The organism is Pseudoalteromonas sp. SR43-3 (assembly GCF_014163875.1).
In the GTDB taxonomy this organism is placed as follows: Bacteria; Pseudomonadota; Gammaproteobacteria; order Enterobacterales; family Alteromonadaceae; genus Pseudoalteromonas; species Pseudoalteromonas distincta.
Window position 1 is genome coordinate 236,727 of record NZ_JACJEC010000004.1, and the last position, 24,594, is coordinate 261,320.

Genomic DNA, 24,594 nt, shown 5'->3' on the forward strand with positions numbered 1-24,594 from the left:
TGTAACATACCAACTATTGTGAAAAATCACTACTTTTAGCCATTTTTATTTAGGTTATCGCTAAGCGATTACCCAAGAGATTTAAATAATCTAGACCTATTTTACTGTATTTGTACCAATAACATAAACAGAGGCTCAGATACTCCGAGCCTCATCGTAATTGAAAACTTATAGCAATCTCAACAATTGCGAACCAGGTAGGCCGCTTTGTGGTAATAACGCGGGGGTAACTGCAAATGCTTCTGGGATTTTACTTTTGATTTCATCCATCTTTTTACGGTTATTTTGTTTATCATAAACATAATATTTAAGGATATTTCCGTATACATCGTCTTTTGCATCAACCTTCTCTAGGGTTTTTAACGCTTTATCGTAATCATCAAGGTAAATGTATGCCAGTGCTAAGTTATCAGCAGAGCCAACATGTAGTTTCCCTTCAAGCTGTTTTGATAAATCTTCAAGCTCTGCAACAGCAAGCTCATAACGCCCTAGTTGTATATACGCGGTTGCTAGTGAATTTTTTAAAAAGTAAGGCGGGTTACTACCAGGCTCATACCATTTTTCGTAAGCACTTAGTATATCTTCATATTGCTCAAGTTTAGAGTAAACGTGATCTAGCAGCCTAAAGCTTTGTAGTTTAATTTCAGCTTCTTCAAAACCAGCAAGTTTATCTCTATTTAAGTGCCATTGTTGTATGCCTTGCGCAGCTTGGTTTAACAGTTCAGGGGTATCACTTTTTGCCCCAGCAGCACTTTTTAGAAGCTGTGCAAGTTGTTGTTTATATTCTTCACTTTTAACAGGAGCCTGAGACGTATTATTACTTGGCTGCTTGTTATCTGAACTACCATCTACAATTTGCGCTGCAGCTAAAGCACTAAAAGACATTGCCGCCGCAACCATAACCAAATATTTACTTTTCATTGTTTTTTCCTTGTTTAACATTTTGATCCTCTGAATATTAAAACTCTTAGAATGAGCAATATTCAAAAGTGGGGGGGTAAAAAAGTTAGGCGAGCTTTTAGCACTTTGCTCTTGTAGCAATAAACTGGCTAAATCCAATTGGTATTTACCTTTTAGCTTTTGCATACACAACTCATCACAGCTAAGTTCGAGTTGCTCTTTTGCTAAACCAGTTAACTTTAAGCAAATAGGATTCCACCAAAAAACGCTTTCTATAAAACAAATAAGCCACGTCCAATAAATATCACCTTGTTGTAAATGAGTTACCTCGTGTTGAATGACTGAATCTAATTCTTCACGATTTACCATCGTCGACTCTAGCCAAATAACAGGCTTTATTAACCCGGTAGCAAAAGCAGGCTCTGTATGGGTTGTTAGTCTAATTGGATACTGATTGTTAATGTGTTTAAGTTCAGGACTTGGCTTTGAGTTAATGTATAAGTTTTTTATAAGCTTTACATAAAGGCTCACGCGTAATGAAAACAATCCAAAACCAGCTAAAACTAAAACTATAAAAACATTACTAAGTGATGGCAATAAGTCCCATATACTCATATCGCTTTGTAATTCGTCCTTAGTTGCTACTTGTTCAGCATTTGGTATTAATGCTTTAACATTGGGAATCAATTGCGCCACGTTGAATGTGTAACGATTTGCCCCTTCAAATAAGGATAACTGGGAAAAATATTGCCAAGGGACAAACCAACATACCAAGGCAGTCATTAAAATGTAAAAGTTTAATCGTGCTGGGGCATTTTTTAGCCCTTTTACTGTAAGCAAAATACATAAGCTAATAAGTGTGCAAGTTAGTAAATAATCCGTCATTACCCTCTCCTTTAATCTAACTTCTTATTTTTTAAAAGCGTTTGTAAATATTCTATATCTTCATCATTTAGCTTTTCTTCTTTAATAAAGTGGGCAATTAAACTACGAGAATTACCTTTAAAAAATCGTTGCATAAAACTAGGCATAGCTTGCTCCGATAATGTGTCTTGAGTAACGATTGTTCTAAAAATAATAGCTCGTCCTTCATGTCCACAACGCTCAATCGCTCCTTTGTGTTCTAACCTATCTACAATAGTTTTAACTGTTGTATAGGCTACTTTTTTATCTTTTTGCTTATCAGCTAAAAGCACCTTATGTAGTTGACTCGCGGTACAGGGTTCTTCCTGCCAGAGCAGCTGCATAATATCCATTTCAAAATCACTAAGTTTCATTGTCGCTCCTATTACTACACTTGTAGTGGTACTGTTACAAATGTAGTAGTAAGTAATCTTAGTGTCAATACAAAATTGACATGTGAATAAAAAACAAGCGGTAAAAATATAAAAGCCTTAGGAAGGTTTTATAAAAAAGGTAGATAAAATAAAGAGGTATACTTATTAATAGATTTTAGAAAAACATAAAAAACGATAGTTTATTTTCAACTAACGCTTTTTATGCTTTAAAGTTTTTTATGAAAGGTAGTGAGGTAACTATGCTTTATCGAGCGCTTGGCTTACATCGGCAATTATGTCTGCAATGTTCTCAATACCGACTGACAAACGAATTAAATCGCGACTTACGCCCGCATTAGCAAGCTCTTCATCATTTAATTGGCGGTGTGTGGTTGACGCAGGATGGCACGCAAGCGACTTGGCATCGCCAATATTAACTAAGCGTAAAATCATGTTTAGCGCATCAATAAAACGAGTACCTGCTTCTAGGCCACCAGCAATACCAAAGCTTAAAATACCCGATGCTTTACCACTGGTAATTTTCTGACTCATTTCGTTATACGGGCTTGATTCAAGCCCTGCGTAATTAACCCAAAGCACTTTTGGATGATTTTCTAAATACTCAGCCAAGTGCTGTGCATTTTCGCAGTGGCGATCCATTCTTAAGCCTAAGGTTTCAAGGCCGATTAAAATGTCAGATGCGTTTTTAGGGGCAAGCGCTGCGCCAGTATTTCTAAGTGGCACTACTCTGCAGCGACCGATAAATGCAGCTTCAGCAAAAGCTTCGGTATAAACCACATTGTGGTACGACGGATCGGGCTCGTTCATCATTGCAAAACGTGTAGCATTTGCTTTCCAATCAAATTTTCCTGAGTCGACAATCATGCCGCCAATAGCAGTACCGTGCCCGTTTATATACTTTGTCAGTGAGTGAACCACTATATCGGCGCCCAGCTCAAATGGACGGCATAAATACGGCGTAGCCACGGTATTATCAACTATAAGCGGCACACCTTTGCTGTGTGCAATACGTGCTAAACGCTCAATATCAACAATATTACCTGCCGGGTTACCAATAGATTCACAAAAAACAGCACGGGTGCTGTCGTCAATGGCATCCTCGAATGCGCTAAAGTCATCAGCTTTAATCATACGTGCTTCAATACCTTGCCTAGGTAGTGTATGAGCAAATAAGTTATACGTGCCGCCATATACTTGGCTGGTGCTCACAATATTAGTACCTACCTCGCACAAACATTGAATAGCATACGTAATAGCCGCCATCCCTGAGGCAACAGCCAGCGCACCAATTCCCCCTTCCATCGCGGCAATACGTTGTTCAAGTACGGCATTGGTTGGGTTCATTATGCGGGTGTAAATATTTCCAGGTACTTTTAAATCGAATAAATCAGCGCCATGCTGCGTGTTGTCAAATGTATAAGAAGAAGTGTGATAAATAGGCACGGCTGCCGATTTGGTCGTAGGCTCAGATTCGTAACCGTGGTGCAGTGCTAATGACTCTAATTTCATAATTATTTCCTTCAATTAATTTACCACTAACCTAGCACTTCTTGGTTATAAAATGTACATGAAATATATTTAAGGGTGTTAAGGTGATTTGATTTAAGTTAAGGCGGTTAATAGCTATGAGTTCAAGGATTATGTTCTTTTGAACTTTTTAGAAAAACCATATAAAAAAACTTTATATGGCTGTGTTCTTCCATTAGGTAGTAAGTTATTTTAAGGTTATATTTAATGAATTAGTATTAAGCACTAAATAAAACAAGCTTAATCGAAATATGTATTAGAAACTTTAGAGGACAACATAAATTACTAATATTATTTGTATTGTATGGCTCGAATATATTCAATAAGTTGGTCAACAGGAAGCGGCTTTGAGAAAAAGTATCCTTGAATCCTAATACCTTTATATCTAGATAAGTGTGTAATTAGCTTTTCATCTTCTACCCCCTCTACTACTACTTTTTTGCCTAAGTCATAACAAACTTTGATAATGGTATCTAAAAGCTTTCGTTCTTTCGTATCTTTATCCGCTCCAAGAGTAAACTCTCGATCAATTTTAATAATGTTCGCGGGCTGATTAGCAAGATATGACAAACTTGAAAAACCAGTCCCAAAATCGTCTATAGCAACATTCAAACCTGAATTAATTAATTCAAGTAATGTTTTCTCTATAGATGTCTTTTCTTGAAAGGAGGACTCAGTGACTTCAACAGTGAAATTTTTATATGTGATGTTATTTTGAGTAAGTAAATGGAGTAAGTCGATAGAAAAATTGTCTTTAATAATCTGCTTGGTTGAAAAATTAACTGCTACGGTTATATTTTGCAGTTGCGAATGTTTTTTTATATCGTGAAGGACTTGATTTAAAACTTGTTTACCTACTTGAACTATTTGACCCGTAGTTTCTGCTACAGGGATAAATTTTGCCGGAGAGATCCATTCACCGTTACAACACCACCTAACTAGCGCTTCAACACCTACAATTTGGTTCCCATTCAAGTTATGTATAGGTTGGTAGAACACTTCTAATTCGTTGTTCTTTAGAGCCGTGTGTAAATTATTTCGGATAATAATTTTTTCGCTGTGTTTATCATCCATTATTTGTTGATAAAAGTGTATTTGATTCCCTCCAAGCTCTGTAGATTTTTCAAGGGCTATATTTGCTTGCTGAAGGTTAAGCTTAAAATTAAATAATTCGGGGGTTTGATAAAATACCACTCCAGCACTTGCAGTAAGATTGAAGTCAAATGTGTCTATACAGTACGCTTTAGATAAATCGAGTATTAGAGCCTCAATTTTTTGCTCAAGGATAGCTGGTGTAGTATCTGTAAAATATAAAACAAAGCTATCGTTAATTCCCTTAGAAATTAATACTCGGTTGTCAACATTTATACTTATTCTTTCAGAAGCTTTTTTCAGAATTTTATCACTGATTTCATAACCTAAAGAGTTATGTATCTCTTCATAAAAATCTAGTTTAACTATTACAGTTGCAAAATTACTATATCCTCTAACCGAGCTAAGCTGCAGAAACTCTTCTTCCAAAGCTTTCAATCTCAGTAAACCAGTTAATTCATCATGCTTTGTACTAAACTCTAAGGCTCTTGATGAATCAGCTACCAGTACAAAAATAAATATAAATAGAAACGTAAACCATAATATTAATTGATCAATTATAGTATCAATGTGTATTGCTTCATAGTCATTGATAAAGGTATAGACATTATGTTCAACTAAACCCATCACATTTATTTTTTCAGTGATAAAATGGTTATAACGGCTAGTTAGCTTGTTTAAATCAGACTGAGTTTTATTTTTATAGTCTACTGAAAAGTATACATTTGGAGTTAACTCTAAATATGTATCATACCGACTAAGATATTTTAAATAACTTTTCTCTAATAATAAGTTCATATCTAGTAAATTTAATATATAAAAACGACTTTGATTCGCAAGTTTAACAGGGGCTAAAAACATTAAAATTGGTATATCGGAGTCTAGAGTTAATGAGTTAGCTGCAAATTGGACTTCCTCTATATCTCTTTTAAGCCATAATTTTATTGTAGGTTTTTCTAGCATTCCATTTAAGTAAAAACTGCTAGAAAAATTATCGCCTGAAATATAATTTAATTCATTATCAAGAACTAAAACACCTTTGATTATATTATAATCACTAATGTAATTTTTTGAGTCTATATTAATTAGACGCATAAAATCTTCAAAACTAACTTTTTCTACTCTAGTCTTTATTCTAGCTAGAGCTTTTTTCTGTGAAGCCAAAGAGCGGTTTATCATTGTTTCTAATAAGTGTATTTTTTCTCTTGCATTAGCATCTTGGGTTCTGACTAGATTCAAAGTTGACTGATGCCACACAGTTGAACCGATTAATACAATTATAAATACGACTAATTTTATTTTTTTCATTTCATTTATTTTTATATTTTTATGAAAAGCTTTGATAGTAATTGCTGAAAAACAAGTAAACATAAAAATGGCGTACAATGATAAAGTAAATGGGTTGTTATCAAGGCTTCCCAGATCGAAATTAACCTGCATATGAAATAAAAAAGAAAACTGAATAAATAGAAAACACAATGCAGCAACTGTAGCTATTGCGATGCAATACTTCTTTGTATATAGACTTACTTTTTTTATGGTTGCTAAAACGCCTGCAATTAACAGTGAAATTATTGCCGTCGTGGGGCTTATCACCTTCATTAATTCATACCCAGAAAAAGTAGATTCAACCATTCCTAGTGCAAAAATAATACAGTGAAAATACAAAATAGCGCTATATAAAATACTAGTCGCACTTCTTGTCACATTCAATCTCATATCATAACCCATTAAATTTATCAGCTGCCCCAATGCAGTTTAAAAGGATTGCTTATACAATTCAATGCAAACATAAAGTATTACTTATTAATCATTTTTCTTGTGAAGTGGCCGAGAAATACACTTTCGATTGTAAGACCTCCAAGTTGACATCCATGTTTTCATTATATACGATACATGCATAAATCATATACGGTATATATAATGGGAATAGTGAAAATATCAGACGGGCTGCATGAAGAAATTAGAAAATCGAGTAATATCATGTCCAGATCTATCAATTCACAAGCAGAGTTTTGGATTAAAATAGGCATGCTTGCTGAGTTAAATCCGACACTTACCTACCATGAAATAATTAAAAAACAACTCATAAAAGAAAAGCTTACTATTCAGGATCTTTTGCATGAGTAAAGCAACAATAAAGACTGATGCAGAAATTGAGCTCATGAGAGAATCAGGAAAGCTTTTAGCTCAGGTATTTAAAATGCTTGATGATTTTATTTGCGAGGGCATAACTACGTTAGATATAGACAATAAAGTAGAAAGCTATATTACCAATGTGTTACATGCTCGTCCTGCCAGTAAAGGCCAATATGGCTATCGGTATTCATTGAACTCATCTGTTAATGACGTAGTGTGCCATGGTGTACCCAATAATATTTATAAATTAAAAAACAAAGATATTTTAAATATTGATATTACCTTAGAGAAAAATGGTTATATCAGTGATTCAAGTAAAATGTATACTTTTGCAGCGACAAGCTCAGAAGCCAAACGATTGGTTAAAACGACTTATGATGCTATGTGGGAAGGTATTAAGGTGGTAAAGCCAAAAGCAACGCTTGGTGATATTGGCTATGCTATTCAAAAGCATGCTGAATCTTCTGGTTATAGTGTAGTACGTGAATATTGCGGTCATGGTATTGGTAAAGAAATGCATGAAGAGCCGCAAGTTTTGCATTATGGTAAACCTCATACAGGGTTAGTGCTTGAAGCAGGTATGACCTTTACTATAGAGCCTATGATCAACCAAGGTTCCAAGAAGGTAAAAACTAAAAAAGATGGATGGACAGTCGTAACAAAAGACAAGAAACTTTCTGCTCAGTGGGAACATACCGTTCTAGTAACAGAAACGGGCTTCGAAGTTTTAACACTTCGCGATGAAGAGAAGCGTGCTTAGCAAAACTAAGTTATGCAACTGACGTATACAAACCGTAACCCATTATGATTAATAAAAAAGGCGCTTCCTTTACAGTAAGCGCCCTTCTGTTATCTCACTAATTACTTATTTTACGATTGTCATTTCGTCTAACAAGTTTTGTGCATTATCTACTTTATCCATTACCCAAAGCATGTAGCGTGAATCAACGTGGATTGAGCGATTAAGCTCAGGGTTGTAATCCCAGTCACCAATAATACTTTCGTAAACACCGTCAAACAGTAAACCAACAAGCTCTGCTTTACCGTTAAGTGTTGGCGAACCTGAGTTACCACCGGTAGTGTCTACATTTGATAAGAAGTTAACGGGTACTGTATTCATGCCACCCGTGTAATCACCATAAAGCTTGGCTTTAATTTGCTCTTGTAACTTTTTAGGTGCATTAAATGGGTCAACATCGGTGTTTTTAGCTAGTAACCCTTCAAGCGAGGTAAAAGGTGTTGCTACCAAGCCATCTTGAGGTGAGTAGCCGCCTACGGTGCCATAGGTTACTCGTAATGTGCTGTTGGCATCGGCGTATACAGGTTTGTTTTTAGCTTTGTTAAACGCAATGATTGCGCTCATTAACTCTGGGCGAGCTGCTTGTAATTTACCTGCAAGTGCTTTTGATTTATCTTCCTCTGCTTTCATTACTTTAAATATTGCTTTAGCGTACTGCACAAATGGGTCTTGGCTTTGATTTAGCTGGCTAAACGATTGTTCAAATAATGAATTGCGAACAGTGGCATTATCGAGTCTTGACTGCTCATACATGCTATCAAGTAACGCGCTTTGGGTTGCTTTATCAAACCCATTTTGTACTTTAAATACGTTATCAACCTCGCTAAAACGCTCTTCTTTTGGAAGTGCTGCATACAGCTCTAAAAAGTGCAGTAAAATAGCTTTGTCTACTTTGCTATCATAACGGCGCGTCATGCGCTCAAGCCCTGCTTTAATGCGAGGTAAGTCACGCTCTTGATAACCAGATTCACGTTCGCTATTTGGCTTTTGTTTTTCGTAAGCTAGGCGGTATAAACGTCGTGCTGTGCTGATCATTTGTGAGCGATGTACATAACCTAACATACGGTCGCGTTCACTGTGCTCTTGTGATTGTGCAATTAGCTCAGATAGCTCACCTAATACGCTTCCGTATTGCTCTTTACGCTCACTATCGCTATTGATCCATTGTGTTAACTCTTTCTCAAACTGTTTTTTGCGCTCAAGCATAGTGCCTTTTTTGAAGCTTTCGATCATCGAACCATAGTTTTTAATATAGTTGTTATAACCTGCAATGGTGCTTTCGTAAGCAATACGCGCTTTACTGCCGTCTTCTGAGTTTTCTTCAATAAGCGACACGTATTTTGAGTTATGAACGCGTGCTTTAGGGTAGCTGTCGTTAAATACGTTATCTACCTCTGTTGCTATACGGTAGCGGTTAGTACGCCCTGGGTAGCCTGTAACCATTACAAAGTCGCCTTCTTGCACGCCTTTGGCACTTACTTTTAGGTAAGAGTCTGGTACGTAAGGTACGTTGTCTTCGCTGTACTCAGCTGGTTTTCCATCTTTGCCTACATAAGCGCGGTAAAAACCAAAGTCGCCTGTGTGGCGCGGCCACATCCAGTTATCTATATCGCCACCGTATTTACCTACGCCCATAGCTGGTGCGTAAGATAAACGTACGTCTTTAATTTCAAGTGACTTAATTAGGTAGAACTCTAAACCACCATGAAACGAATACACGTTACAACGGTAGCTTTCGTCGGCTTCACACTGGGCTACTAGCGCTTTTTCGTTTTTTACTATTGCGTCGTAGCGTGCTTTACCGCTTAGTTCTTCAATACCTTTACTAACTTTTTCAGTCACATTAGTAACTGTTTCTGTGACGTATACGCGTGAACCCGGCGCTGCTGGTAAGTCCTCAGCAGGGCTTTTAGCTAAAAAGCCATTTTCTAATATGTTGTTTTCAGGTGTTGAATTGTATTGCACCGAGCCATAAACACAGTGATGGTTTGACACAACTAAACCCTTAGGCGATACAAACGATGCTGTACAGCCACCCAAGCTAATTACCGCATTCATTGGGAATTCGGTTAATTTAGAAATAGATTCAACATCAATTTCAAGCCCTTTGGCTTTTAAAATTGATTCTAACTCTGGAAGTTGGTGTGGTTGCCACATGCCTTCGTCGGCTATGGCACTACTTGAAAGTGATAAAGAAAATGTGGCTGCTAATGTAGCTACAAGAGGTTTTAAACGCATTATAGAATCCTTTTTATTTGTTTCTATAACAGGTTACTCGTCAGTAGCTAATGAGGTCAATAGCCGTGCAATGAATTGTTACAATCGAGTGTTTGATCTTACTTTTTATCAAAATTCATCGAAAAATCAAGAAACTGTTTTGCTGGTATGGGTCTACTAAAATAGAAGCCTTGCATAAAATCACAGTCTAATTTGTTCAACAAAGTATGCTGCTCTTTTGTTTCTACGCCTTCGGCTACCACTGTCAGCCCTAAACTGTGCGACATGGCAATAATTGCCTTTACGAGATTACAATCTTCATTGTTTAGTACAATACCGTCAATAAAACTTCTATCTATTTTAAGTACATTAAACGGATACTCCCTCAAATAACTTAATGATGAATAACCTGTACCAAAGTCATCCATTGATAAGTTAATGCCTAATCCTGTTATTTCAGTCAATATATCAACAACATTAGTGTGGCAACTCATCAATACTCCCTCAGTTATTTCAAGATCTAAACTTTCGGGATTTACGTTTGCTTCACTCAATGAGTTTTGAATAAAACTGAGCAGCCCTACGTCCCTAAATTGGCGAGGCGATAAATTAACAGCCATGGTGTATTGCTGTGTGCGTTTACAAGTACTTTGCCATGTGTTTAAAAAATCTAATGCTTGGCTAATTACAAACTTGCCAATGGGTACAATTAATCCTGTATTTTCGGCAATAGGTATAAACTCATCGGGTGTTACATTACCTAGCACAGGGTTATGCCAGCGTAATAACGCTTCTGCGCCAATTATGTGTTTATTTTTGGCGTCAAATTGGGGCTGGTAGAATAACTCGAACTCATTACGTTCAAGGGCGCCACGCATCTGCTCTTCTAATACTAGTCGGCGCTGAATAATTACATTCATCTTTTTAGTAAAAAATGAATAAGTATTACGACCATATGATTTTGCTTGATACATTGCAGTGTCAGCATTTCGTAATAAATCAGCAACGGTTGTACCATTTTCTGGGTATATGGCTACACCAATACTCGCTGTTAGTATGTGTTCCCGACCCTCAATTTTAAAAGGGGCTCTAAAGTTATTGACCAATTTTTCAGTGATTTTTAGCGCTGCATGGTGATCAGTTATACCTCGTAGTAATACGATAAACTCATCTCCACCTAGGCGCCCTACCGTGTCGTCTTTTCGCAGTGCCTCTTGCAGCCTTTGCGCTGATTCAATTAAAAGTTTGTCTCCTGTTTCATGGCCTAAAGAGTCATTTATTTTTTTAAAATCATCTAAATCCAAAAACAGTACTGCCGCTTTCTCGTTATTTCTTTGTGCTTCAATAAGTAATTGCGACAAACGATCAAGTGCTAAAAAACGATTAGGGAGTAAAGTTAGACTATCGTAATACGCTTGATGTCTAATTAGTTCATCTGATTTATGCTGTTCTGTAATATCTCGAATAATAACCATTAACTGGTTATGTTCTGTTATTTTATTTATTCTTGCTTCAAAAAAAACGAGCCCATGGGGTAAAGCTAGCTCATATTTAAAGCTCATCATCTGCTCTTTTTCTAATACGAGGCTGATATAGGTTTCAAATTTTTTGGCTACAGCGCGCGGGAGTACATCACCCATTTTTTTACCAATAAATTGCTTTGGCTTGGTGTAGAGATCGGTCTCATTACTGGCATGATACTCAATAATAGTTCCATCATTTTCCATCAAGAAAAATAAGTCAGGAATTGCCTCAAAAATAGTTTTTAGCATATCCTCATTAAATGATGCATCTGCTTGTGCCTTTTTAACCTCAGATAAGTCAATATCAATGCAATACATTTGTTTTGTATTATATTGATTTGTAAACATAACATGGCTAGAAAAAACAGATACACTTTCGCCATTTTTACCTTTTAGGGTAATTTCGGATGCTGGAATTTCTATGTCTTTTTCTACCCAATCACTGTGTGCGTCAATTACAAATTCACACATTGATTCAGGAATTATAAGGTCTTCTATTTTTTGCCCTATGGCCTCTTCTTTGGTGTATCCGTAAAGTCGCACACTGCCTTCATTCCAATAAATAACACGACGCTCATTGTCATAACCTTGAACAGAAATTACATTTACCGCATCAAATAACTGGTGCAAATAGTCGTTAATTACAAATTAGTTGGTTAAGTCTGAAGCAACGTCGTCTAATTTCATTTTGAGGCTATATCCATAAGTAATTTTATTTAGTAATAAAAAACACCAAATAATAATTAAATTTTAATATTAAATTTCCATGTACATTATATACGCCATTATACAAAACAAAAAAAGAGCCGAAGCTCTTTTTTAATAATTGTTAACTGTATTTAAACTCTATAAAAACTGAATTTATTTTTTTGTCACATTATTTGGATGTTCCACGCCAATCCATGCTTTGAAAAGCGCTTTTTGCTGTGGCGTTGCCTCTTTATCAGCAACTACTTTTTTAGGCTTATCGAAATCTTCTGATAATACTAATGTTAAGCTTTCAAGTGCATCGCGACGAAGATAGTCAACGGTTACTTTGTCGCCTGCCTTAAACGTTTCTAGGCTGGTTTTTAAATCTTTACCTACGTGATGTTTGTTTATAGCGACAATTTTATCATCGGTAGTTAAACCCGCTTTCCACGCACTGCCACCACGGCGTACATAACTTAACGTCAGTAATTCACCCGTATTTTTGGCGGTAGCATCAATACTTGCAAGTGCTTTTGCTTTTTCAGGACGCTCAAACTTTAAACCTACTTTAGTAAGTAAATCGTCAAAGTTAATACTTGCAGGCGACTCTACATTTTCTTGCCACCAGCTTGAATAATCACGTCCTGTTAAATCTTTTAAGATATTAAGTACATCTGTATCTGTAAATCCAGCGGGCATTTTATGATTGTTATAAAGTGCTTTGTGTACGTCTCGGTAGCTTATTTTACCTTGGCTTTTTTCTAGTAAGTCAATATCTAAAGCAAGTGAAAGTAACGAACCTTCTGAATAAATATTGGTGCTGTAGTTACGTGCATGATCGCCACCTTGATTAATCCATTTATCAAAGCTTGTTTCGCTTGCGCTTTGCACTTCACGGCCCGGTGTTTGCAAATGACGGTTAATGGTTTTACTCATTACTTTAAAAAATTCATCTGTTGTTTGAATGCCTGAGCGAACTAATAAATGATCTTCAAAGTAACTTGTTGAACCTTCTGCAATCCACAGCAGTTTTGAATAGTTCATATTAGTGTAATCGTATGGCACTAAACCTTGAGGGCGATATGCTTTAACATTCCATGTATGAACAAACTCATGCGCAGCGGTGCTAATAAAACCTAAGTAATCTTCGCGGCTACCAAATCGGTCACGTGGTCGTTGAATAATTGTTGAGTTTAAATGCTCTGTTGCACCACCAGCTCCTGATGTTGCATGCACCATAAATACATAACGCTCATACGGATAGCCATCCCAAATTACATTACCCGTGGCAACTAATTTTTTAAGATCGGTAAGCATTAGCTCTACATCGTAGTTACCATCGCCCCATATAACTAAATCATATTCACGCCCTTCTACTTCAAATGTGTGTAGTTGGTTAATACCCGTTTCGATTGGTGAATCAACAAGTACATCGTAATCGGCTGCTTTAAATGAATTTTTGCCTTTTAAATTATCCATACCCGATACAGAACGCCACTTTTTAGGCACGTCTAAATTAACGGTTACAGGCTCTTGGCGAAATGATTCACTAAACATAAAAAAGCCTGACGCATCTATAAATGCATGGCTGTCGTCAATGTGGCGAGCACGTTTACCAAGCTCATTTGCATACACCTGGTAGTCAACATTTACTTCTGTAGGTTCATTAAGATGTACACGCCATGTACTGTGATCTATTTTTTCCCATTTTAGTTCTTTGCCATCTTCATCTTTGGCTTTGAAGTAGCGAATGCCATTTGCAAGATTTAACATTTCGTAGCGACCCGTGCGCCACGCAGGAAGTTTTATATCAAGGTGTGCTTGCGCTGTTTTTGGAAACTCAACACTTACATCACCTAAATGATGCTGTGGTTGCGAGATTTCTAAAGAATAATTTACATCGGCAAATACAGGCGCTGAACATGCAGCTAAAATTGAAAGGGCTAATAACTTTTTCATAGAGACTCTTAGTGGAAACTTAATTGCTTACAAGACTAACAAGCCCCTATTTAAAAGTGAATTAAATACGATAAATGACCCTATATACGAGTTTATAAGTAGTAGCTTATTAAAATTTCTAAGTTTTTTACTAGATAACTACACATAATAAAAATTTGTTGTAAACTGAAGATAATGAAATTAATTTGATGGCGGTATGCTTAGGTGTCACAAAGATCTAACGCAACAGATAAAAAGCTAAAACAAGCAATTGATGCGCGTATGGCTGTTGAGAGTGCTCGTAAACATCAAGTAGATGTTCTATGTGACTTTGCAGCTAAACTATCGTTGAGCTGTAAAGGACTAGATATCGAGTTAGATAATCGCCTCGCCAAATTTAGAAGTGCGCTTAATAAAGGCATGAGTTTTGAAAACCTTGCTCCCCTTATTAGTGAAACTTTAATCCTACTTAAAAACCAAGAATCGATTCAACAAGCTCAGCAACGTAATTTATTCAACAGTGTGCAAAGTGCCGGTAAACAATTACAAAAAACCAAAGGTTTACCTGACGATACTCGTAGAACTCTAAGAAATTTACTCGATCACGAGATTAATAACGTTCATTCAACTCATGGTTACATTCCGCTACTTGATCAACTTATTAGCTTTTATCATGAAGCGTTGCTTACCAAACAAGACCCTCAAGTTGATCAGCAGCGCCCAGTAAAACAGGCGCGTGCAAAAAAACTACTTGAGCTCGCAAATGAACTTATACTTGAAGAAGAAGCTACGCTAAAAATTAATAATATAAAAAATAATATTACAGAAAGTGACTCAATCGATTCATTACTCGATGTTGCAATTAGTATTATTGATGTAGTGGTAAAAAATATAAGTAAAGAGCGTAAATCCGCGCAAAGCTTTTTAGTTTCATTAAATCAAACCCTCGAAGATCTTCATAACTCTATCGTCTCAACTAGCAAGCACTCTGAGTCTATGGAGGTTGAGTTTGACTCACTTAATAAAAGCATTGAACTAAAAATAAAAAATCTTAATGAGCAAACGCAAAAAGCTACATCAATCTCATCTTTAAAAGAACTCGTAGATAACGAATTAAAATCAATAAGCGAAGATTTTATAGCAAAAGAAAAGTTAGAACGAAAAGACAGAGAAATGCTTAGCGCTAGCTTTAATGAAATAAATACTCGAATTGTTACTTTAGAAGATAAGTTAACAACGTATAAAAAACGCTTAAACGAACAGCGCTTTAAAAGCTTACTAGATGGACTTACAAAACTGCCTAACCGGGCTGCATTTGACGAACGTTACAATCACGAAATGCATTTGTTTAATGTGCAGCCATCAGATGTTACGCTTGCAGTTATTGATGTTGACCACTTTAAATCTATCAATGATAGATTTGGCCACACCGCAGGTGATATTACCTTACAAGTTATATCAAAAGCGTTGCAAAAATCAGTAAGAAAGTCTGATTTTATAGCGCGTTATGGCGGTGAAGAATTTGTGCTATTAATGCCAGGTGTGTCGCTAGAAAACGCAACATTACCCCTGGATAAAGTAAGAAAGGTAATTAAAAATATACCTTTTAAATTTAGAGAAAAACAAATTGAGATCACTATTTCGGTAGGTGCAACTCAATTTAAAAAAGGCGATACCCTATTAAAGGCATTTGATAGAGCTGATGATGCACTTTACGAAGCCAAAAATTCAGGGCGAGATAGACTTTGTACCAGTAAATAATGTCATAGCTATTATAACTTTTATGACAAGTAGTTTTACGATTTAGTAGTAGGAGCACGTCTATGTTAATACAGTTAAACCCAACTGGGGTTTTAGATTTACTGTCGCAATTAGAAGTTGATTTATTAGAGCAATCGTCTGCTAGTGAGCGTTATAAATTATTTAGAAACTGCGTACTTGCAGTCCTCAATGTAGGTAGCCATACCGACGACAGTAACGATATATACGACAAATACAAAGATTTTGATATTCGTTTAGTAAGCCGCGAACGAGGTATTAAAATTGAGCTTGAAAACCCACCCGAAACCGCATTTGTTGATGGCGAAATAATTACCGGTATTCACGAACATATATTTTCTGTTATTCGTGATATTTTGTTTATTTGTCAAAAATACGAAAAAGATTTAAAAGAGCAAAAAGCCATAACCCATATGGTGTTCGATATGCTCAGAAATGCAGGTGCACTGCGTGTTAAAAGCGAGCCTAACATGGTTGTTTGCTGGGGCGGACATTCAATAAACGAGGTTGAATATAAGTACACAAAACAAGTAGGTTACGAACTTGGTTTACGTGGATTAAATATTTGTACCGGTTGTGGTCCTGGTGCCATGAAAGGCCCAATGAAAGGCGCAACTATTGGCCACGCAAAGCAACGTAACACCGATAATCGCTACTTAGGTTTAACAGAGCCAAGCATTATTGCTGCCGAGCCACCAAATCCTATTGTAAACGAACTCGTTATTTTACCTGATATTGAAAAACGCCTTGAAGCTTTTATTAGAACAGCTCACGCAATTATCATTTTTCCTGGTGGCGCAGGTACTGCTGAAGAGTTGTTATATTTATTAGGCATATTGTTGCACCCAGATAATACTAAGCAATGTTTACCTGTTATTTTAACAGGCCCCAAACAAAGCGAGGCGTACTTTAAAGAGCTATGCGAGTTCGTTGAAATGACACTTGGTAAGGAAGCGTTGGATAAGTTTGAAGTAATTATTGATAATCCTGAATTAGTCGGTCAAAAACTAAAGTCATCGATGGCTAATGTTCGTGATTACCGTAAAAGTGAAGGTGATGCTTATTACTTTAACTGGACATTAAAAATAGATAACGACTTTCAACAACCTTTTGCACCAACACATGAAAATATGGCAAGTTTAGATTTACACCTTGATCAGCCTAAACAGCTACTCGCGGCTAATTTGCGTAGAGCTTTCTCTGGTATTGTTGCTGGTAATGTAAAAGACGAAGGCGTTAGAGCCATTAAACAAAACGGTCCATACATTTTAAGTGGCGAACCTGCCCTTATGACAAATATGGATAAATTATTACAGGCATTTGTTCTTCAAGGTCGCATGAAGCTCCCTGGTAGTAAATATGTTCCATGTTACAAAATAAAAGCATGAGTTTTATAGTTTGAAACCCCATTTACTTCTTATAGATGCGCTTAATTTAATTAGGCGCATTTACGCCGTTGACGCGAATCAAAAACATCATAGCGACGAGCAAATGATACAAACGTGCTGTGCACGTGTAGCCCACGCCTGTAAAAAGCTTTTAGATACGAGTAATGCAACCCATGCCATTGCTGTGTTCGATGGTGACAAAAGCTGGCGTTATCATTTTTATAAAGACTACAAACATTCACGCGCGCCAATGCCCCAAGTATTAAAAGATGCTCTATTGCATTTTAAAGCCGCAATTGAAGAAATAGGTATTGTAGTATTTGAGCCTATTAACGATGAAGCTGATGATATTATTGCAACGCTTGCCTTTAAGGCATCAAATAATCAAATAACGAGCACTGTTGTTTCTACTGATAAAGGCTTTTTACCTTATATTGGCCCTTACATTACAGTTTACGATTACTTTAAAAAGCTCTATCTAGATGAGACAAGTATAAAAGAGCGTTTTGGTGTTGAGCAAAATAAACTCGTTGATTTTTGGGCATTAGCGGGCGATAAAACAAATGATATTCCGGGAGTTAAAGGAATAGGTACTAAATCTGCGCAGCAAATAGTTAATAACTATAACTCAATTGAACAAGCAGCCGAAGATGAGTCTCTAAGCCCGAGTATTAAAGCAAAGTTAGCCGCTAATATGGATATGTACGTAATTTCAAAGCACTTGGTTAGTTTACGCACCGATATAAATTTAGGTTTTAGTTTAAAGCAGTTAAGACTTAATTAGTCGCAAGTTAATAGCCTCTAAACATTACAAAACGTATACTGATATTAGTTACCGGAGTCAGAGTAAGCCATATTGAAAAAATTTATCCGATATTTAATTTTAGGTTTAGGGCTATATGCACTGATAGCTGCATTGGTGATTACCTTTTATAAAGACGATCCTCAAGCTATGATTTGGCAAGACCGAGAGGCTTTCAATAAACGTTACATCGAAAAACTATCACTTGAGCAGCCAACAACACTAAATAGTGTTCTTGATTACTTAGGCAGCCCCGATCTTACTTATGCCAAACGAGATGGTGAACAAGTATTTCAGATAGTTTTTTATCGTACACAACATAAAACATCTGACGGTATTACCACTATGGATGAATGTACTGGCCTATTATTTAAAAATGGGCAGCTGTTTTTATGGGGCCCGAGTGCATACAATAAATACCAAGAACAAAATTAGGTGAAGGTTTAATGGATGAAGCTGTTTCAACTACCTTAGAGCAGCTGCTTAATAATACGCAGCTGTTTTTAAGTTATTATAACAATAAACAAAAATGGACAGCTCTATATCCAATGGCAAGTAAGCTAGCTGAGCAATATAGAGTGCTCTACAGCAAACAGCCATTCGCATTACAATCCCGATTAACGCTTTATAATCCAAGTTATTCTTATGCAACAAATTTAGTTGTTAGTCAGAGCGTCATAACTGCTGCCCTGTGTAAATCTCAAAATTATAATAGTGCCTTAAGTGAGCTATACATAGCCGCTACACTCATTGAACATTTATGTGTTGGAGCGCAATTAAACAAGCTTTGCGAGCAAACACCTTTTCAAGATTCTGATAAAAAAATTTGGAAAATGCGTCATCAGTTAGCAGCAAAAGTAATGTTAGCTAGTGGCGATTCAGCAAAACCTGTTACGCAGTTACTAGCTAAATTAAATAAGTATAAACAAGCATTGGTAAGTGCTCCTAAAATAATGCTTTACGATGGGGGCATAACGCTGATTGCTCTAGCAAATATTATTAGCATGAACATTACGAGCAACACGGCTAATAAACATATTAGCTTATATAAAGCACTAACCGATTTGTACATTCGCACGCCTAACTTGTTCGCACTGCAATTAATTAAATCACTAATAGCGCATTTAGGGCCATTATTACCGGGAAGCCGCGTTTTATACGCTGAGCAAACCATGATTTATTTAGCAACTGATGCACAACAACGGCATGTTTTAATTAGTACAGAAAATCCAAATAAATTAACCTGGTACAGAGTAAAAGCAACGCTTAACGATAATCCAAAACAATGGCATTGCACTGATAAAACCATTAGCTTTAAAGTATTTAACAGTGAACATGTAAAACCACAAAGTGAGCTTGAGGTTGATAAGGCACAATCTTTACTTGAGCTAATAAGTAATATTAAGTTACAGCACGAATACAGCTATAAAGGATTAAGCCTACTGATGGCGCCTCACCCTCTTGTAATTGCTAATTTATGCGAGGCTGTAAAACCATATAATAAAGAACATCAGCCCGCAAAAGACTTAAAACATAGTTTATCTATGGTCGGTTATTATAATGCACCTGCAATAATTCAACGGGTTGTTTTTGAACAATTAGTTAATGTTACCCCACATCCATTGCAAGCCTACGTGACTAACAGATTAAATGGATTAGTAAAAATAATGGCTTTATTGGTTAGTAAAAATGATCATGACCAGTTTGAGCACATTACTTTACCTTTATACGCTTACACCCATTTTTTATTAACGCAATGCAGTACACAGCTTTCTCGTAAAACGCTGATTGACGACACACCAAATAAAACATTGAGTGCCCCTATCTGCTCCTTTTTTGGGGTAAATGCAATTAACACCGAACAACTAACACAACAGCTTACTCATTTATTGAGTGATAACCCATGGACAGCAGCACTCTTAGAGGCAGAGCAAACACCTAAAAAGCACTTAACTGAGGCCCATAAACTTTGGATCACACTTAAGGTTGTTGCTCAAAATGTGTTTAAACCAGAACTTTCGCTAACTCCGTGGCAGCAGCAAACGTTAAATGAACAGCTAAAAATACTCAAGTGGCATAACCAAGCTGATTTTTATCAACAATTAGAATCTCTTGAGTTGTTTAATAGTATTTAGTTTATTAGAAGCTATTTTATGTCTTTATACCCATTATAACTTTCGTGTATACCCAGTATTTTTTGTATAAACTAGCAAAATGGGTGATAAATTGGTATAAATGCGCCCTTAAATTTTCAAGCACGTTCACATAAATGTTCTAACAAGCGGTTACTCTCTCAGAGTAATAATTTATGTGCAAATCAAACTCTTTAAAGGAAAAGTCAATGGCCAAACAAACCATCACAGTGATCAAAGGCGACGGCATCGGTCCGAGCATTATCGACTCAGCACTTGAAATATTAAAAGCCGCAGGTTGCGACTTTGATTATGAATTTGTTGATGCTGGCCTAGCTGCACTTGAAAAAACAGGTGAGTTATTACCGCAAGAAACAGTTGATACAATTGCTAAAAACAAAATTACTCTTAAAGGCCCATTAACTACGCCTGTAGGTGAAGGTTTTACATCTATTAACGTAACACTTCGTAAGCAATTTGGTTTATACGCTAACGTACGTCCAGTTAAATCATTTGTTGGTACTAAAGCGCGTTACGACGATATTGATATCATCACTATTCGTGAAAACACTCAAGGTATGTACTCAGGTGCTGGCCAAGTAGTAAGTGAAGACGGGAATGAAGCAGAAGCAAAATCGATAATTACGCGTGAAGGCGCAGAAAAAATCGTAACTTTTGCATACGAGCTAGCGGTACGCGAAGGTCGTAAAAAAGTAACTGCAGTTCATAAAGCTAACATTTTAAAATCAACATCTGGTTTGTTTTTAAAAGTAGCACGTGAAGTAGCTGAGCGTTACCCACAAATTGAATCAAATGAAATGATTGTTGATGCAACATGTATGAAACTGGTAATGACACCAGAAGAGTTTGACGTAATTGTTACGACTAACTTATTTGGTGATATTTTATCTGACCTTTGTGCTGGTTTAGTTGGCGGTTTAGGTATGGCTCCAGGTGCTAACATTGGTGAAGACGCTGCAATTTTTGAAGCTGTACACGGTAGTGCACCAGATATTGCTGGCAAAAACCTAGCTAACCCAACATCTGTAATTTTAGCGTCTATTCAAATGCTTGAGCATTTAAATATGGGTGATACTGCAGAGCGTATTCGTAGTGCTGTTGCTGATGTAATTAAATCAGGCGACCGTACAACTCGCGATTTAGGTGGCAGCCACGGTACAACTGATTTCACTCAATCAGTAATTGACCGTTTATAATTAATATTTGTTATTAATTTAAATAGCCCGCTAATTTAGCGGGCTTTTTTGTGTTTGCTAACTGCGTTTACTAACCTAGTGTATTTATGCAGGTTAGTATTAAACCTAAATAAACTTAACAGTAATAATCCTAATAAACCCGTCAGTGATCCGCCACTTGAACCCGAACTACTTTGTTGTTTTTGTACAGTAGCAGATAACTCTTGAGTAAAAGTATCATTGGTTTGAGTATCAGTAACATTCAACGTTACGTTATAAGTCCCGTCAGCTTGATAAGTATGCCTTGGGTTTTGTAAATTTGATAACGCACTGCCATCACCAAAATCCCAACTGTAAGTATAACTATTAAAGCCGCCGGTTACTTGGGCATTAAATTGTGCGCTTAAATCACTAACTGTAACGTTTGCGTTTATGCTAAGCGGAACATTAGCAGTTACATCAATCGCTTTTGATTGTTCAGTGCCTTCGTCATCTGTCACTGTAAGCGTTACTTGGTAATTGCCAGAGTACAAATAATTATACGTAAGCGATTGAGTCGCTAAAGTACTTCCATCTCCTAGCTGCCAATTATAAGTATACGGTGCGATTCCACCTGTAAGCGATGCCTCAGCTGTTAAAGCTCCTTGGTTTATTACATATTCAATTTCATTTACAGTTAATGGTTCAACTAATGTAACTTGTGCTACAGCGACTTGCTGTGAAGTACCATTATCTGCCATAAACTCAACGTTATAAGTGCCATAGTCTTGGTATTCATAAGTAGGCGTTAACTCTGTGCTGGAGCTTCCATCGTCAAAACTCCACGTAAATTTGTCCGCAGGAGTAAGTGCAAAACCTTCTACACTAAAATTAACGGTTAAACCGTTTTTAGTAAAATTAATTCCCTTAGTAACATCGTAAGTAAGCTCTACTTCTATATCTTCACTGTCTGTTGACTGGCTTATAATACTAAATCCAAAACCAACCTGTGGAAGCACAACACCCGATGGTTTTTGCGCTGCAAAGCTATAATCGGTTTTATCAGTAAACCCGGTGATAGCTGATAAATCATCATCACCTAACCCTGCCCTTTGTTGATATAGGCTAAAAGCAGCATCACGTATTTGAATTGCTGAAGCTGCCGGAGTTTGCGTACTACCTTTATTTATTGATCGCTGATCGGCATCTACCACTAATGTAAAACCACTGCCTGGATGCTCGGTAGTATTATTATCTGCTTGAGATTCATTGCTGTACCACAATAATAACCCCGGTGAGTACTGCTCTGCTTGCAAACTACTGTCAACGCCTGTGTATGAACGCAGTTGTAAATAGTAATGTGATGGCGATGCATATGTGTAACTACCAACTTTTTCAAAGCCATTAAACACAGTGTTAACTTGATCTTGTGCATTATTTTGCCAAATTAAAGTATCACTTTGCTCAATGCGCATATCATCAACAACAAAACCATAATAATGTGTGTTCGCATCTGTTATGTATTCAATTTTTAAATCAATTGTTTGCCCAGCATAAGCTGATAAATCAAACTTATGGGTCAAATAGCCGTTAGGTTGCTTAGCATCACTATTAAGAAATGAATCACCTGAGATATACGGACCAATATCACCGTAGTATGGATTAAGCGCTTGCGTATAATTACTCGCGATTGGCTCGCCATCTACTTTTACTTGAACTAAATCGTAATCGCGCTCAATACTGTAATAAGCAATAAAGCTTAAAGTAAGTGTCTCAGTTGTGCTTGGTAGCGCTATTGTATTAGCTAAGCTGTTGCTAATATTGTCGCCCGTATTTGAATAGTATTGAAAATCACCTTCTACTGGAGCCCTAAATTTTTCGAGCCTTGGTGGTAGTGATATTTTTATTTGATTTTGCTGTTGTGAAGTACTCGCAGTATTAATTAATGTTTGCTGTGAGTTAGCCTCTATCTCATCCATATCAAGCGTAAGCTGGTTAACCCAGTTACCCTGGTACCGCTTTTGTAAATATTCAAGCGCATAAGGGCTAAACATAACTGGCTCTGAGCCTCTTGGCGAACCAGCCCAACTTCCTGTCGACATAACTGACCAAGACGCGACAGGCTCACCTACCGTGTTAGATTGTAAGTCGTATTCATCTAATAATCCTAAATCATGCCCAAACTCATGCACAACCACACCAATCCCGGCATCAATAGGGTTAATGGTATAACCAAATAGCTTAATGTTGCTGCCTGCAATCTCGCTCGGCCCGCTATTTTCATCAAATACATAGTAGCGGTGCGACCAAATAGCATCGGTGCTTAGGTAACCGCCACCCGCTTCTTCGCCAATACTTGAATGAAATACCATTACATGGTCAATAATGCCATTAGGTTCATTAAGGATACCGTCGCCATCAATATCATCTAAATCAGTTAAGTCATAATCCGCTAAATTAATATTAAACTTTGCAACTGCTTTCTCCACAGCCTCTTTAATTAAAGCGGGCGCATTTATATCCCGTGTACTGCCTTGGCGCTCACCATATATTTTTGCATTGCTATTAGCGGTTACCCAACCATATACCTGCCCGCTAAAGTTTAAGCTATTTCCCGAAGCCGCTTTATAATAATCAGCAGCCGTTTTTAAGCTTTGTCCATCAGGGCCTGTATAACCTTGAGTATAAAAAAGCATTTGCTGATAGTGCTCAGTTGAATAATCAGCGTAAAACATATCTGTGTCTTGCTCTACAAGTTGATTGTCGTCATGTTTAAGATCAGGAAAATCAATTAAAATAGCTAACACTTTTACATCATCAACGCTTTGATCTGGCACTAGCGACGTTGAAAAAGCGACCTGTTTTTTATTTGTATTTGAAAAAACGTTGGAAGAGGTTTTAAATTGCCTAAAGCCATTTTTAATTGAGTGATTGGCAACGTCTTTGTTACTCATATATGACTTAAATGAACTATCTAACTCACTTGAAGGTATTTGGTCTCTTTTTTTAAGCCAATATAAAATACGCTCTTCGTTAGTTATACCAATATCATGCGGACTTAAGTTATTAGCCGCCACCATAGGGCTTAATAGCGTAGTTAAAAGCGCAATTAACGTCACTTTTTTCACTGTGTTTTCCTCAAACATAATTATGTAGCAATCATACCTAATAATAGAAATTTAAACATGCGATAAA

General features: G+C 36.8%; 16 protein-coding genes. 8 read left to right on the plus strand and 8 right to left on the minus strand.

The features are described 5' to 3' along the window. Nucleotides 1-168: 168 nt before the first annotated feature. From H5088_RS07460 to H5088_RS07475, 4 genes are all read right to left on the minus strand, one after another. Nucleotides 169-1,785: a M56 family metallopeptidase gene (locus tag H5088_RS07460; RefSeq protein WP_182752579.1), complete on the minus strand. Its 1,617-nt coding sequence runs from the start codon at nt 1,783-1,785 to the stop codon at nt 169-171. A gap of 11 nt (nt 1,786-1,796) precedes the next feature. Further along, nucleotides 1,797-2,177: a BlaI/MecI/CopY family transcriptional regulator gene (locus H5088_RS07465; RefSeq protein WP_182692377.1), complete on the minus strand. Its 381-nt coding sequence runs from the start codon at nt 2,175-2,177 to the stop codon at nt 1,797-1,799. Between the two features lie 258 nt (nt 2,178-2,435). Then, nucleotides 2,436-3,707: an O-acetylhomoserine aminocarboxypropyltransferase/cysteine synthase family protein gene (locus tag H5088_RS07470; RefSeq protein ID WP_182752580.1), complete on the minus strand. Its 1,272-nt coding sequence runs from the start codon at nt 3,705-3,707 to the stop codon at nt 2,436-2,438. Nucleotides 3,708-4,016: 309 nt separating this feature from the next. Then, nucleotides 4,017-6,536: a bifunctional diguanylate cyclase/phosphodiesterase gene (locus H5088_RS07475; protein WP_220488844.1), complete on the minus strand. Its 2,520-nt coding sequence runs from the start codon at nt 6,534-6,536 to the stop codon at nt 4,017-4,019. Between the two features lie 204 nt (nt 6,537-6,740). Here H5088_RS07475 and H5088_RS07480 point away from each other — a divergent pair, with 204 nt between their 5' ends. Beyond that, complete coding sequence (locus H5088_RS07480; protein WP_024596935.1) at nt 6,741-6,947, plus strand: ParD-like family protein; 207 nt, start codon at nt 6,741-6,743, stop codon at nt 6,945-6,947. Further along, on the plus strand, nt 6,940-7,716 hold the full coding sequence (gene map, locus H5088_RS07485; protein WP_182752581.1) for a type I methionyl aminopeptidase: 777 nt from the start codon (nt 6,940-6,942) through the stop codon (nt 7,714-7,716). Before H5088_RS07480 ends, map begins: the two co-directional genes overlap by 8 nt. A 105-nt stretch (nt 7,717-7,821) precedes the next feature. Here map and H5088_RS07490 read toward each other — a convergent pair whose 3' ends face one another. From H5088_RS07490 to H5088_RS07500, 3 genes are all read right to left on the minus strand, one after another. Further along, nucleotides 7,822-9,993 carry a S46 family peptidase gene (locus H5088_RS07490; protein ID WP_182752582.1) on the minus strand — a complete coding sequence of 724 codons (2,172 nt, stop codon included), beginning with the start codon at nt 9,991-9,993 and terminating at the stop codon, nt 7,822-7,824. 98 nt (nt 9,994-10,091) lie between these two features. Further along, the gene (locus H5088_RS07495; RefSeq protein ID WP_310737272.1) at nt 10,092-12,137 is read right to left on the minus strand and encodes an EAL domain-containing protein; all 2,046 of its coding nucleotides are present in this window, start codon (nt 12,135-12,137) and stop codon (nt 10,092-10,094) included. A 219-nt stretch (nt 12,138-12,356) separates the two neighbouring features. Continuing rightward, nucleotides 12,357-14,144: a M61 family metallopeptidase gene (locus tag H5088_RS07500; RefSeq protein ID WP_182752583.1), complete on the minus strand. Its 1,788-nt coding sequence runs from the start codon at nt 14,142-14,144 to the stop codon at nt 12,357-12,359. Nucleotides 14,145-14,348: 204 nt separating this feature from the next. Between H5088_RS07500 and H5088_RS07505 the strand changes: the two genes are divergently transcribed. From H5088_RS07505 to H5088_RS07530, 6 genes are all read left to right on the plus strand, one after another. Beyond that, entirely contained in the window at nt 14,349-15,884 is a 1,536-nt protein-coding gene (locus H5088_RS07505) for a GGDEF domain-containing protein (RefSeq protein WP_182752584.1), read from the plus strand. Between the two features lie 62 nt (nt 15,885-15,946). Further along, nucleotides 15,947-17,290, plus strand: a complete 1,344-nt coding sequence (gene ppnN, locus H5088_RS07510) for a nucleotide 5'-monophosphate nucleosidase PpnN (protein ID WP_182692829.1) — start codon at nt 15,947-15,949, stop codon at nt 17,288-17,290. Between the two features lie 10 nt (nt 17,291-17,300). Next, nucleotides 17,301-18,074 carry a flap endonuclease Xni gene (gene xni / locus H5088_RS07515; RefSeq protein ID WP_182752585.1) on the plus strand — a complete coding sequence of 258 codons (774 nt, stop codon included), beginning with the start codon at nt 17,301-17,303 and terminating at the stop codon, nt 18,072-18,074. Between the two features lie 69 nt (nt 18,075-18,143). Further along, entirely contained in the window at nt 18,144-18,527 is a 384-nt protein-coding gene (locus H5088_RS07520; RefSeq protein ID WP_024596929.1) for a DUF3192 domain-containing protein, read from the plus strand. An 11-nt stretch (nt 18,528-18,538) separates the two neighbouring features. After that, nucleotides 18,539-20,227 carry a hypothetical protein gene (locus H5088_RS07525; RefSeq protein ID WP_182752586.1) on the plus strand — a complete coding sequence of 563 codons (1,689 nt, stop codon included), beginning with the start codon at nt 18,539-18,541 and terminating at the stop codon, nt 20,225-20,227. 206 nt (nt 20,228-20,433) lie between these two features. Further along, nucleotides 20,434-21,441 carry an isocitrate dehydrogenase gene (locus tag H5088_RS07530; RefSeq protein WP_039487666.1) on the plus strand — a complete coding sequence of 336 codons (1,008 nt, stop codon included), beginning with the start codon at nt 20,434-20,436 and terminating at the stop codon, nt 21,439-21,441. Nucleotides 21,442-21,476: 35 nt separating this feature from the next. On the opposite strand, the gene H5088_RS07535 is transcribed toward H5088_RS07530, so the two are convergent. Beyond that, complete coding sequence (locus H5088_RS07535; protein ID WP_182752587.1) at nt 21,477-24,527, minus strand: immune inhibitor A domain-containing protein; 3,051 nt, start codon at nt 24,525-24,527, stop codon at nt 21,477-21,479. Nucleotides 24,528-24,594 lie beyond the last annotated feature (67 nt).